This is a genomic window from Streptomyces sp. NPDC059850, from assembly GCF_042731515.1.
Taxonomy (GTDB): domain Bacteria; phylum Actinomycetota; class Actinomycetes; order Streptomycetales; family Streptomycetaceae; genus Streptomyces.
Genome location: NZ_JBHWJI010000011.1, coordinates 43,224 through 55,017, shown reverse-complemented (window position 1 = coordinate 55,017; position 11,794 = coordinate 43,224). Strand labels below are relative to the sequence as shown.

General features: G+C 70.3%; 13 protein-coding genes. 8 read left to right on the top strand and 5 right to left on the bottom strand.

What is annotated here, in order from left to right:
- Position 1 precedes the first annotated feature (1 nt).
- Positions 2-754, bottom strand: coding sequence for a dienelactone hydrolase family protein (locus ACFV9T_RS11545; protein WP_385438709.1), 753 nt, complete (start codon positions 752-754; stop codon positions 2-4).
- Positions 755-796: 42 nt separating this feature from the next.
- Entirely contained in the window at positions 797-1,405 is a 609-nt protein-coding gene (locus ACFV9T_RS11540) for a TetR/AcrR family transcriptional regulator (protein WP_385438707.1), read from the bottom strand.
- Between the two features lie 174 nt (positions 1,406-1,579).
- On the opposite strand from ACFV9T_RS11540, the gene ACFV9T_RS11535 reads away from it, so the two are divergent.
- The 3 genes from ACFV9T_RS11535 to ACFV9T_RS11525 all read left to right on the top strand — a co-directional run bounded on the left by ACFV9T_RS11535 (position 1,580) and on the right by ACFV9T_RS11525 (position 3,362).
- Positions 1,580-1,858: a hypothetical protein gene (locus ACFV9T_RS11535; protein ID WP_385438704.1), complete on the top strand. Its 279-nt coding sequence runs from the start codon at positions 1,580-1,582 to the stop codon at positions 1,856-1,858.
- Positions 1,859-1,891: 33 nt separating this feature from the next.
- Positions 1,892-2,797: a RimK family alpha-L-glutamate ligase gene (locus ACFV9T_RS11530; RefSeq protein ID WP_385438703.1), complete on the top strand. Its 906-nt coding sequence runs from the start codon at positions 1,892-1,894 to the stop codon at positions 2,795-2,797.
- Positions 2,798-2,975: 178 nt separating this feature from the next.
- Complete coding sequence (locus tag ACFV9T_RS11525; RefSeq protein ID WP_385438700.1) at positions 2,976-3,362, top strand: VOC family protein; 387 nt, start codon at positions 2,976-2,978, stop codon at positions 3,360-3,362.
- A 9-nt stretch (positions 3,363-3,371) separates the two neighbouring features.
- Here the strand turns inward: ACFV9T_RS11525 and ACFV9T_RS11520 are convergent, their stop codons facing one another.
- On the bottom strand, positions 3,372-4,085 hold the full coding sequence (locus tag ACFV9T_RS11520) for a FadR/GntR family transcriptional regulator (protein WP_385438982.1): 714 nt from the start codon (positions 4,083-4,085) through the stop codon (positions 3,372-3,374).
- A gap of 191 nt (positions 4,086-4,276) precedes the next feature.
- On the opposite strand from ACFV9T_RS11520, the gene ACFV9T_RS11515 reads away from it, so the two are divergent.
- The 5 genes from ACFV9T_RS11515 (at position 4,277) to ACFV9T_RS11495 (ending at position 9,152) form a co-directional block, all read left to right on the top strand.
- The gene (locus tag ACFV9T_RS11515; protein WP_385438697.1) at positions 4,277-4,777 is read left to right on the top strand and encodes a gluconokinase; all 501 of its coding nucleotides are present in this window, start codon (positions 4,277-4,279) and stop codon (positions 4,775-4,777) included.
- A 35-nt stretch (positions 4,778-4,812) separates the two neighbouring features.
- Positions 4,813-6,210, top strand: a complete 1,398-nt coding sequence (locus tag ACFV9T_RS11510) for a gluconate:H+ symporter (protein ID WP_385438694.1) — start codon at positions 4,813-4,815, stop codon at positions 6,208-6,210.
- A 48-nt stretch (positions 6,211-6,258) separates the two neighbouring features.
- A complete protein-coding gene (locus tag ACFV9T_RS11505) occupies positions 6,259-7,029 on the top strand; it encodes a glucose 1-dehydrogenase (RefSeq protein ID WP_385438692.1) in 771 nt (256 codons plus the stop codon).
- A gap of 49 nt (positions 7,030-7,078) precedes the next feature.
- The gene (locus tag ACFV9T_RS11500; protein WP_385438689.1) at positions 7,079-8,110 is read left to right on the top strand and encodes an L-idonate 5-dehydrogenase; all 1,032 of its coding nucleotides are present in this window, start codon (positions 7,079-7,081) and stop codon (positions 8,108-8,110) included.
- Between the two features lie 175 nt (positions 8,111-8,285).
- Positions 8,286-9,152, top strand: a complete 867-nt coding sequence (locus ACFV9T_RS11495) for a helix-turn-helix transcriptional regulator (protein WP_385438687.1) — start codon at positions 8,286-8,288, stop codon at positions 9,150-9,152.
- 63 nt (positions 9,153-9,215) lie between these two features.
- Here the strand turns inward: ACFV9T_RS11495 and ACFV9T_RS11490 are convergent, their stop codons facing one another.
- Positions 9,216-10,088, bottom strand: a complete 873-nt coding sequence (locus ACFV9T_RS11490) for a D-alanyl-D-alanine carboxypeptidase family protein (protein ID WP_385438684.1) — start codon at positions 10,086-10,088, stop codon at positions 9,216-9,218.
- 158 nt (positions 10,089-10,246) lie between these two features.
- Positions 10,247-11,773, bottom strand: a complete 1,527-nt coding sequence (locus ACFV9T_RS11485; RefSeq protein WP_385438682.1) for an FAD-dependent oxidoreductase — start codon at positions 11,771-11,773, stop codon at positions 10,247-10,249.
- Positions 11,774-11,794 lie beyond the last annotated feature (21 nt).

Here is an 11,794-nt window from a genome sequence, read left to right as displayed (position 1 = left end):
CTCAGCCCCTGGTCAGGGTGCGGTCGAGGAGGGGGAGGAGACGGTCCCAGTGGTGCTGGAGGGCGGTCGGGCTGAAGGCGTCGGTGTCGGACATCGTGAAGCCGTGGACGGTGCCGGGGTAGATCTCTGAGGTGTGCGCGGCACCCGCCGCGTCCAGCGCCTTGTTCAGCTCGTCGAGCGCATCCGGTGTGATGTCGGTTTCGGCGTGGCCGAGGTGGACCTCGGCGGTGATCTTGGAGAGGAGGCGGTGCAGGCTCTCGGGGCCGTCGGCGCCCACGGGGCCGTGGAAGCTGGCGACGGCGGCCACCTGATCGGGGTGGGCCGAGGCCGTACGCATCGCCAGGAGACCGCCGATGCAGTACCCGGTCACCGCGACCGGTCCGGGGCTGGCCTGGGGCTGGGCGCTGAGGAAGCCGAGGTAGGCGTCGGCGTCGCTCAGGATGCGGTCGTCGGTGCGGGTGTGCGCCTCGATCAAGGGCATCAGCTGGGCGATGATCGCGGGCCGTGCCTCTTCGCCGATGTGCTCGGGAAGGTCGACCACCGGCGTGGGGCCGTGCCGGTAGAAGAAGTTGGGGACGAGGACGTAGTACCCGTGCCCGGCCAGTTCGCGGGCCATCTCCTTCAGCACGGGCCGGATGCCGAAGGCGTCCGCGTACATCAGCACCCCTGGGTGCTGCTCGCCGTCGTCGGGGAAGGCGGCGAAGGCGTCGGACTGGCCGTCCGGGGTGGGGATGCGCAGGGTTTTGGTGGGCATGGCTGATCATCTTGGCGTGGCGGGCGCCGGTGCACAACAGGATCAGTGAGGCAGCGGGCGCAATCCCGCGATGAGCAGCTCGACCAGGCGGCGCGGGTCGTAGCGGTCATCGCTGTCCGCGCCGATGCACAGGTTCCCGACGCCCCGCATCACCTCGTACGGGTCCAGGCCCGGGCGGATCTCACCGGCCGCGGCCGCGGCGTCGAACAGCTCGGTGCAGACGGGCAGCAGGCGGTCGAGGAAGTAGGTGTGCAGCGTGTCGAAGCCGGAGCTGTCGGACTGCAGTACGGCGGCGAGGCCGTGCTTGGTGACCAGGAAGTCGACGAAGAGGTTGACCCACTGCCCCAGCGCGGCGTACGGAGTCGCGCTGGACGCCAGCAGCGCAGGACCGGCCTCGGCGCACGCCTCGACCTGGTGCCGGTAGACGGCGATGATCAGGTCAGCCCGGGTGGGGAAGTGGCGGTAGATCGTGCCCATCCCGACGCCCGCCTCGGCCGCGATGTCCCGTACGGGCGCCTCCACGCCTGACCGGATGAAGACCGCGGCGGTCGCGTCGAGCAGCGTCTCCTTGTTGCGCTGGGCGTCCTTCCGCTTGGACGGGGCGGCGCGCCCCGCACCGCCCCCGCCCCCGATTTTGGCGCCGTCGCCCACCGTGCCCTCCCTTTCCGCCGTCGCGCTCGCTCATACGGAACAGGGTTCCGTTTGCCCATGATGCCAGCTCCGCCGCCAAGACGGTGAACCGGTGTTCGTGGCGACCCGTGGTGCCAGGTAGGTCGGGGCGCTGACCGTTCTGGTCGCCGCATCGCGTCGGATGAAGGAGATGGATTGTCCAGCAAGCAGGAACGGGCGACTCGCCCGGCAAGTGGTCAGGAAGAGGAGGCCACGCCTGATTCGGAGCAGACGAACACGTCCGCGGCTTCGGCCGCGGAAGCGTCGTCGAACGCCGCGGACGCGGTCGACGCCATCGACGACGTTCTGGAGGAGTTCGACAACGTGATGCTGGATGAACTCGGACTCCGGGAAAAGGAAGTGCTCGACCCTGCCGAGGTGGACGAAGCCATCCAGAGGAAACTCGCGGAGTATGTGCAGAGGGGCGGTCAGTAGTCGATGGACCGGCCCGCATCCAAACCTGCGCTCTTGCTCAACGCCGAAGGACTCGGCGGACATGCCGGCCTGGCGAGTGAGCTGCTCGCCGCCGGTGTCGAGGTTGTCTTCCGTAGTGTCGAGGAACTCGCCATCAATGTCGGCCCAGAGGGAGTCTGCATCCGCGAGACGGTGAGCGGACGGGATCTGGGCGACTTCGGTCTCGTGCAGGTCGTCGCCTACCGCCGACCCACCACGATTCTGTTGAACGTGCTCGCGGACTATCTCGCCGCTAGGAATGTCCGCGCCGTCAACGTCGCGGGAATCGGCGCGCCCACCAAACTGTTCACCTACGTCCGGCTGGCCAACCGAGGGCTGTCTGTGCCCTCCACGGTGTATCTGCCGCTGCCCTTGCTCCACGGCGCGTTTCATGATGTGGCCCTGCAGCTTGATCTGCCGTTCGTACTGAAAACGGTCACGAGCGGCAGAGGCAGCAGGACGAGCCTCATCAGCAGCGAGGAAGCGTTCACCGAAGAACTCCGGGATTCCCGCCGTACACGCGGGTTCCTCGCCCAGGAACTCGTGCCGCCTGATGGGTCGTACTTCCTGCTCGTGCTGGGAGGCCACGCCGCGTTCGCCCTGCGGCATAGCCGCATCGGTGGCGGCGAACTGCTGGCGAAATCGGGCTGGGAGGACGCCACTCTTGTCGATCTGCGAAGGCTGGATCCAGAGGCGCGGGAGGTCGCTGTGCGGGCTGCGACGTCATTGGGGTACGACATCGCCGGTGTTCACCTCGTCCGGCACTGGACCACTGGGCGATGGTGCGTCCTGGACGTGAGCCCGAACCCGCCGATTGCCAGCGGCGCGTACACCGCCGACCGGGTCAGCGCATACTCGGCCTATCTGGAAAGACGACTCGCCTTGGATCCCGATGTCACTGGGCTGCGGGCCCAGTCGTAGTGCGGCCGTTGCGACCGCTATGCTCGGCCGGGTGACTGCCGGGTCGGCCCCTGAGGGCCATTCACGAGTGAGGCGCCCGGCCTCGGCGTGAGGCCGGGGCGGGCCGCCAGAGCCCCGCCCGTCCCTCTCCGCGTTCTCCGTTCGCACCGCGACCACGACGACACCGGAGAGACCTCACATGAACGACATCCAGCTGAACCACACCGTCATATTCGCCTACGACCGCACGCTGTCGGCCGAGTTCCTGGCCACCGTCCTCGGCCTGGAGGTAGGGGCCCCGTTCGGGCCGTTCCTCCCCGTCGACCTCGGCAACGGCGTCACGCTCGACTACTACGAGAAGCGCGACGAGCCGATCCAGTCGCAGCACTACGCCTTCCTCGTCCCCGAGGAGCGCTTCGACGGCATGATCGCCCACCTGGAGGCGGCCGGGGTCACCTACTACGCGGACCCCAGCCACACCCAACCCGGCGAGATCAACACCCTCTTCGGCGGCCGCGGCGCCTACTTCGGCGACCCGGACGGCCACAACCTGGAGATCCTGACCCGGCCGTACGTCCGCCCGTAAGGCCACGCGCTACGGCGCCAGGATGTCCAGCTCGCGCATCGCGCCCACGGTGATCTCGCGGGTGTAGCGCTCGGCGCGCTCCGGGTCGCCCGCGCGGATGGCTTCGGCGACCCGGACGTGGAGGGTGACCGCCTCCGGGTCCGGGTCGGTGAACATCACGCGGTGCTCGGTGCGGCCCGCCAGTACCTCGGCGACCACGTCGCCCAGCCGTGCGTACATCTCGTTGCCCGAGGCGCGCAGGATCGTCCGGTGGAAGGCCACGTCGTGGACGAGGTAGGCGGGGAGCTGCTGGCCGCGCGAGGTGGCGACCATGTTGAGGGCGTGTTCGGTCAGCTCGGCGCACTGGGCGGCGGTGGCGTGCTCGGCGGCCAGGGCGGCGGCGGCCGGTTCGATGGCCGAGCGCAGGGAGGTCAGGGAGCGCAGCTGGCGGGGGCGGTCGGGGCCCGCCAGCCGCCAGCGGATGACCTGCGAGTCGAAGACGTCCCACTCCTCCGGCGGGAGGACGGTCACCCCCACGCGGCGGCGGGAGCGGACCAGGTGCATGGCTTCCAGGACCCGCACCGCCTCGCGGACCACGGTCCGGGAGACGTCGAAGCGGCGCTCCAGCTCATCGGTGCGGAGCACGGTGCCCGGCGGGTAGTCGCCCGCGGTGATCGCGGGGCCGAGGGATGCCAGCAGCCGAGCGTGCAGTCCCCGCCCTGTCGTGGGCCCCTGGTTGTCCATGGGGGTGTCCATGGAGTCAGACTACGTGGCCGCCCCGCAGCGTTTAAGTATGACTTTTACATCACGAACTCTTGAATACGTCGTATCAGTGGGGTTGAGTGTGCTGCCAGCGGTGCCGAGGTCGAGAACGACAGTCGAGGCAGACAGCCGAGACAGACGGCAGCACCGGAGCAGACAGCGAGGTTTTCCACATGCATGCCCCCCTGGTCGTCGTCATGGGAGTGTCCGGCACGGGCAAGACCACGGTCGGCCCCCTGCTGGCCGACGCGCTCGGTGTGCCGTACGCCGAGGCCGACGACTTCCACCCGCCGGCCAACATCGCCAAGATGTCGGCCGGTACCCCGTTGGGCGACGAGGACCGCAGGCCGTGGCTGGACGCCATCGGCGCCTGGGCCCATGAGCACGTGGCCCACGGCGGCGTGGTCAGCTGCTCCGCGCTCAAGCGGAGCTACCGGGACCGGCTGCGCGCGGCCGAGCCCGGGGTCGTCTTCCTGCATCTGACCGGCGACCGCAAGCTGATCGCGGACCGGATGCAGGAGCGCAAGGACCACTTCTTCTCCGGGGCGATGCTCGACTCGCAGCTCGCCACCCTGGAGCCGCTCCAGCCGGACGAGAACGGCGTCGCCGTGGACATCGAGCCGGGCCCCGAGACCGTCACCGAGCACGCCGTCGCCGCACTGCGGCAGCGGTAGCCCGGACACCAGTAGCGCACGTTAGGAACCCCTCCGTGACACGACTCAGCGCCGAGTTGCTGGCAGCGGACACCGTCGACCCGATCACGTCGGCCGGTCACGCACAGCTGGGCATAGCCGTCCTCGTCGGCATAGCCGTTCTCGTCCTGCTCATCACCAAAACCAAGCTGCACGCGTTTCTGTCGCTGACGATCGGCTCACTGGCGCTCGGCGCCATCGCGGGGGCCCCGCTCGACAAGGTCATCACCAGCTTCTCCGGCGGGCTCGGCGACACCGTCGCGGGCGTCGGCGTGCTGATCGCCCTCGGCGCGATCCTCGGCAAGCTGCTCGCCGACTCCGGCGGCGCCGACCAGATCGTGGACACGATCCTCGCCAAGGCGAGCACCCGGACGATGCCCTGGGCGATGGTGCTCATCGCGGGGATCATCGGCCTGCCGCTCTTCTTCGAGGTCGGCATGGTGCTGATGATCCCGGTGGTGCTGCTGGTCGCCAAGCGCGGAAACCTCTCCCTGATGCGGATCGGCATCCCGGCGCTCGCGGGCCTGTCCGTGATGCACGGCCTGGTGCCGCCGCACCCCGGCCCGCTCGCCGCGATCGACGCGGTCCACGCCGACCTGGGCGTCACCCTGATGCTCGGCGTCCTCATCGCGGTGCCGACCGCCGTCATCGCGGGCCCGGTCTTCTCGCGCGTCGCCGACCGCTGGGTCGACGTCACCCCGCCGGACCGGCTGATACCGACGCGCCCCTCGGAGGACCTGGAGCGGCGCCCCGGATTCGCCGCCACCGTGGTCACCGTGCTGCTCCCGGTCGTACTGATGCTCATCAAGGCGCTGGTCGACATCGCCGTGGACGACCCGGAGAACACCGTCCAGCGCGTCGCCGACGTCATCGGCAACCCCCTGGTCGCGCTGCTCGCGGCGGTGATCGTGGGCATGGTCACGCTCGGCCGCGCGGCGGGCTTCACCCGCGACCGCATCTCCACCACCGTGGAGACCTCGCTCGCCCCGATCGCCGGAATCCTGCTGATCGTCGCGGCGGGCGGCGGCTTCAAGCAGACGCTGATCGACATCGGCGTCGGCAACATGATCATGGACATCTCGAAGGACTGGAACGTCTCCGCGCTGCTGCTCGCCTGGCTGATCGCGGTCGCGATCCGGCTGGCGACCGGTTCGGCGACCGTGGCCACCATCTCCGCCGCCGGGCTGATGGGGCCGCTCACCGCCGACATGTCCACCACACACGTCGCCCTGCTGGTGCTGGCCATCGGCGCCGGGTCGCTCTTCTTCAGCCATGTCAACGACGCTGGATTCTGGCTGGTCAAGGAGTACTTCGGGATGAGCGTGGGGCAGACGGTGCGGACCTGGTCCGTGATGGAGACGATCATCTCGGTCGTCGCGCTGGCCTTCGTCCTGCTGCTGTCACTGGTGATCTAGCACCGAGCTGACACCGGGGATTCTGAGAACCGAGAGGGTACGAACGCCATGACGACACATCCGCTCTTCGACATCGCGGGCCGCACCGCGCTGGTCACCGGCTCCAGCCGAGGCATCGGCCACGCGCTCGCCCGCGGGCTGGTGGAGGCAGGCTGCACGGTCGTCCTCAACGGCCGCGACCAGCAGGCCCTGGACAAGGCCGCGGCCGAACTCGGCGGCGCGGCGGCGGGCGTGCACACCGCCGCCTTCGACGTCACCGACGGCCCGGCCGTCGCCGCCGGGATCGCCGACGTGGAGGAGCGGGTCGGCCCGCTCGACATCCTGGTCAACAACGCCGGGATGCAGAACCGCGCACCGCTGCTGGAGTTCACCGACGAGGCCTGGCGCCAGATCGTGGACACCAACCTGACCAGCGCGTTCCTGGTCGGCCGGGAGACCGCGCGGCGCATGACCGCCCGTGGCCACGGCAAGATCGTCAACATCTGCTCGCTGCAGAGCGAGGTCGTACGCCCCGGCATCGCCCCCTACTCGGCGACCAAGGGCGCGCTGAAGATGCTCACCAAGGGCATGTGCGCCGACTGGGGCCAGTACGGCATCCAGGTCAACGGGGTCGGCCCCGGCTACATCGAGACCGAGCTGACCCGGCCGCTCGTCGAGGACGAGCAGTTCAGCACCTGGGTCCGCGGCCGCACCCCGGCGGGCCGCTGGGGCCGCACCGAGGACCTGATCGGCGCGCTCCTCTATCTCGCCTCGCCCGCCGCCGACTTCGTCAGCGGGCAGGTGCTGTACGTAGACGGCGGCATGACGAGCGTCCTGTGAACCCCGCGAACCCCGTGAACGCCGTGAAACCACTTGAGGAGGCTGGGCGATGGTGCTGGGCTGTGTGATCCATGGGCAGGGAGACCTGCGGGTCGACGAACTCCCCGAACCGGAGGTGGCGCCCGGACAGGCGCTGGTGGCCATCCGGTACGGCGGAATCTGCGGATCCGATCTTCACTACCACGCGCACGGCGGCGTGGGCGACTTCCGGCTGAAGCAGCCCATGGTGCTGGGGCACGAGGTCGTCGGCACGGTCGTGTCCTACGGCGAGGGCGCGAGCGGGCCCGCCCCCGGCACCCCGGTCGCCGTGCACCCGGCGACCCCGTGCGGGGTGTGCCCCGAGTGCGCGGGCGGCCGCGCCAACATCTGCCGCGACACCCGCTACCTGGGCAGCGCGGCGCGCTTCCCCCACGTACAGGGCGGCTTCGCGTCCCGTATCGCCGTACCCGCAGGACAGCTGCGGGTGCTGCCCGAGGGGCTGGAGCCGCGCCGCGCGGCGCTCGCCGAACCGCTGTCCGTCGCGCTGCACGCGGTGCGCCGCGCGGGCGATCTGGCGGGCCGTAATGTCCTGGTCACCGGGTCCGGCCCGATCGGCTGCCTGGCCATCGCCGCCGCCCGGGCGGCGGGCGCGGCGAGCATCACCGCGACCGATGTGCTGCCCCGGGCCCTGGAGTTCGCTGCGGCGGCCGGTGCGACGGCGTGCGTACGGGCCGACGACCCGGACGACCCGAACTGGCCCTCTGCCGAGGTGGACGTCGCGATCGAGGCGTCCGGCGTGGCCGCCGGGCTCGACACCTGCCTCCACCGGGTGCGGCGCGGTGGCGTGATCGTGCAGCTGGGCATGCTGCCCCCGGGGCAGAGCCCGTTCGCCGGAAACCTCCTGGTGGCCCGCGAGATCGACCTGCGCGGCGCGTTCCGCTTCCACGAGGAGTTCGACGACGCGCTGCGACTGCTGGCGGCGGAGCCGTCGTTCGACGCGCTGATCAGCGGGGTCCGGCCGGTGCGGGAGGCGAAGGAGGCGTTCGCCCAGGCCGCCGACCGCCGCGAGTCCTGCAAGGTGCTGCTGGACTTCGAGGCCTGACCCTCTGCGACCTACGACCTACGTCCGCCGCCCCGGTGCCGCACCGGGGCGGCGGACTGCTGTGCCCGGCCGCCTCCAGCAGTGAACTCGCCGCACCACGGCGCTGGAAGGACTGGAAGGATACGTCCAATGACTGAATGGGGGGTCGTGGATAAGCACCGCCATATGGACCACGATGGGGGCTATGGACCATTCGTTCGATCGCTCGTCCCTGGGGGCTTTCCTGCACAACCGGCGTGCGGCGCTGCAACCGGAGGACGTCGGATTGCGGCGTGGACAGCGCCGCCGCGCTCCGGGCCTGCGCCGCGAGGAGGTGGCGGAGCTGTGCGCCATGTCCGCCGACGACTTCGCCCGGCTGGAGCGCGGCGACGGGCCGCAACCGTCGGAGCAGCTGGTCGCGGCCATCGCCCGAGGTCTGCGGCTGACCCCGGACGAACGCGACCACCTGTTCCTGCTCGCCGGTTACCGCACCGCCCGCCGTAACCTGCGGCTCCAGCATGTGAGCCCCGGGCTGATGCGGGTCATGGACGGCCTGGCCGACGTCACCGCGCAGGTCATGGGCCCGATGGGCGAGACGCTGCTGCAGACGCCGTCCGCGGTGGCGCTGCTCGGCGACCAGACCCAGTACACCGGCCACGCCCGCAGTGCCACGTACCGCTGGTTCACCGATCCGGCCGCCCGCGAGCGCTACCACCCCGACGAACACGACACCACCAGCCGGACCAACGCCGCCCTGCTGCGCACGGCCGTCACCCGCGACGGCCCCGACTCCCCGGCGGCGGACCTGGCGGACATCCTGCTGCGCACCAGCGACGAGTTCGCCCGGTTGTGGGGGCGACACGAGGTGGGTGCGCGGTGGAGCGAGACCAAGCGCTTCGTCCACCCCGAGGTCGGAGAGCTGGGCCTCTACTGCCAGACCCTCCTGGAGCCGGACCAGGGCCAGTCGCTGCTCATCATCACCGCCACCCCGGGCACCGAAAGCCACGAGAAGCTGGCCCTGCTCACCGTGTTGGGCACCGACCACTTCTGCACCGACACATGACCTATGACGAAGGGGTCTGCTCGCGCGGTTCGCGAGCAGACCCCTGACGTGCTGCGTGCGTGACTACTTCTTGAAGCCGTAGTCCAGCAGCTTCTTCGCGTCCGTGGTGCGCGTGGGGACCGAGGAGGAGGCGAGGACGGTGCCGATGACCGTCTTGCCGCTCCGGGTGGCGGCGAAGACCAGGCAGTACTTGGCCTCCGGGCCGGAGCCGGTCTTCACGCCGATGGCGCCCGAGTAGGTGCCGAGCAGCGGGTTGGTGTTCTCCCACGTCATGTTGCGGTAGCCGCCGCTCTTGGTGACGGTCTTCTGCGTGGTCTTCTTCGTCTTCACGACCGTGCGGAACGTGGAGTACTTCATCGCGCTGCTCGCGAGCTTCGTCAGATCGCGCGGCGTGGAGTAGTTCTTGCCGTGCCCTATGCCGTCGAACGAGTCGAAGTTCGTGTTCTTCAGCTTGAGGGTCTTGGCCATGGAGTTCATCTTGCCGATGAACGACTTCACCCGCGCGGCGCGGGTCGAGCCGGTGCCGAACTTGTCGGCCAGCGCGTACGCGGCGTCACAGCCGGACGGCAGCATCAGACCGTAGAGCAGCTGGCGGACGGTGACCTTGTCGCCGACGATCAGCCGGGCCGAGGAGGCCCAGTTGTTGTCGACGATGTAGTCGCTGTACGCCTTCTGGACCGTGACCTTGGCATTCAGGTCCAGGTTCTTCTGGGCCAGCACCACCCGAGCGGTCATGATCTTGGTGGTGGAGCCGGTGGAGAGACGGGTGTCGGCGGCCTTCTTGTAAAGGTCCTTGCCCGTCCCGTTGTTCATCACGTACCCGCCCTTGGCGGTGATCGTGGGTGCAGCGGGCGCAGCCTGGGCGGCCGGGGCGACGGCCACGGAGGACAGCACGGCCCCCGCGGCGAGAACGCTCAGCGCGGAGAGGCGACGCATGCGCTTGGTGGTGGTTTTCAAATGAATACTCCAAATGTCCCCGTCGGCGCGGCCAACCAGAGGGAAAGCCGTAAGGCCAGGGACGTATGAGAGCGGTCAATGGATGTGCGCCCCGCGATGTTATCCGTACTCGCTGTGCGGTTTCCCGTCGTATCGTCTTACGCGCCCAACCTGGTCAGATATCCCGTCATCTCGGCCGTGCGGTCGGTTGCGCTGTCCGCTGTGTATCCCAGATATCCGTCCGGCCGGATGACGAAGACCCCCTGATCGCCGTATCCGGCGCGGATGTGTCCGTCCGGGTCGAGCAGATCGGGTGCCGGGCCGCCGACACGATACGTACGCACGGACGCGCGGCCGGGGGCGGGCGGTTCCGCGCCGCCGAGTGCGAGCACCGTCACATGCGGGCCGCGGAAGGCGTCGAAGAGGCGGAACGGGGTGCCGTCGGGGAGGGCGCAGGGGGCGTCGGGCGCGCGGTCGCCCGCCCGTAGCGTGGCCTCTTGCTGCCTTTGGTCGACCGCGAGCGCCGCGCCCCGGTACGTCAGCCCCAGCTGGTGCACCTCCGCCGTGCGCCGGGGCTCGCCTCCCGCTTTCGCGGCGCGCTCCGTCTCGGCGCGGTGGATGCGGGTGCTGATGCCCAGCACCCCGGCGGCGACCGGCATCCGCTCCTCCTCGTAGCTGTCCAGCAGTACGGGATCGGCGCCGCCGCGCAGCACGGCGCCCAGCTTCCATCCCAGGTTGTACGCGTCCTGGACGCTGGTGTTCAGGCCCTGGCCGCCTGCGGGGGAGTGGATGTGCGCCGCGTCACCGACCAGGAAGACCCGTCCGTCGCGGAACCGCTCCGCCATCGCCGCCCGGGCCCGGAACGGTGACGCCCACCGCACCTCGCCCACCTCGGCCTCCGTGAGGTGCGTCCGTTCGGTGATCAGCCGCCGCACCGCCTCCGGGGCCGGGTCGGGGGTGGCGTCGGCGTCCTCGTACTGGGCGACCGCCTGGAAGACGTCCGTCCCGGCGAGCGGGCACAGGGCGAGGACGCCGCCCTTGGCGTGCTGCCAGACGTGCCAGTGGCCGCGGTCCAGGCCTGCCAGTGTGACGTCTGCGACGAGCAGCGGGTGCGGGTCGACGGTCTCGCCCGCCATGCCGATGCCGAGCGCCTTGCGGACGGTGCTGCGGCCGCCGTCGGCCGCCACGGCGTAGGCGGCCCGTACGGTGCCGGTCGAGCCGTCGGCGTACGTGAGGTGCGCGGTGACGCGGTCCGCGTCCTGCGTCAGGCCCGTGCACGCCGCGCCGAACTCGACCTCGCCGCCCAGCTCGCGCAGCCGCGCGTACAGGATCTCGGCGGTGCGCCACTGCGGGAGCATCCAGATGTCGTGGTACGGGGTGCCCGGCGCCGGGCCGGTACGGACGATCATCTCGAACGCCCCGAGCCGCCGTCCGTCCTCCCAGCCCATCATCGGCGGGTACGGGCCGCCCGCCGCGCGGACCGCGTCCATGACGCCGAGGTCGTCGAAGACCTCCTGCGTCCGGGGCTGGAGCCCCTTGCCGCGCGACCCCGGGAACAGCCGCTCGCCCCGCTCCACGATCCGCGCCGCGACGCCGCGCCGGGCGAGGTCGATGGCCAGGGTGAGCCCGGCCGGGCCCGCGCCGATGATCAGCGCTTCCGCTTCCTTAACGTTGTTAAGTTCCATGCGTCCGAGAGTGCGCTTAAC

What these genes read in the sequence shown, in the direction of transcription:
- ACFV9T_RS11500 (WP_385438689.1), top strand. Translation starts at nt 7,079, where the DNA reads ATGGTGCTGGGCTGTGTGATCCATGGGCAGGGAGACCTGCGGGTCGAC.
- ACFV9T_RS11515 (WP_385438697.1), top strand. Translation starts at nt 4,277, where the DNA reads ATGCATGCCCCCCTGGTCGTCGTCATGGGAGTGTCCGGCACGGGCAAG.
- ACFV9T_RS11485 (WP_385438682.1), bottom strand. Translation starts at nt 11,773, where the DNA reads ATGGAACTTAACAACGTTAAGGAAGCGGAAGCGCTGATCATCGGCGCG.
- ACFV9T_RS11525 (WP_385438700.1), top strand. Translation starts at nt 2,976, where the DNA reads ATGAACGACATCCAGCTGAACCACACCGTCATATTCGCCTACGACCGC.
- ACFV9T_RS11520 (WP_385438982.1), bottom strand. Translation starts at nt 4,085, where the DNA reads ATGGACAACCAGGGGCCCACGACAGGGCGGGGACTGCACGCTCGGCTG.
- ACFV9T_RS11495 (WP_385438687.1), top strand. Translation starts at nt 8,286, where the DNA reads ATGGGGGCTATGGACCATTCGTTCGATCGCTCGTCCCTGGGGGCTTTC.
- ACFV9T_RS11490 (WP_385438684.1), bottom strand. Translation starts at nt 10,088, where the DNA reads ATGCGTCGCCTCTCCGCGCTGAGCGTTCTCGCCGCGGGGGCCGTGCTG.
- ACFV9T_RS11505 (WP_385438692.1), top strand. Translation starts at nt 6,259, where the DNA reads ATGACGACACATCCGCTCTTCGACATCGCGGGCCGCACCGCGCTGGTC.
- ACFV9T_RS11545 (WP_385438709.1), bottom strand. Translation starts at nt 754, where the DNA reads ATGCCCACCAAAACCCTGCGCATCCCCACCCCGGACGGCCAGTCCGAC.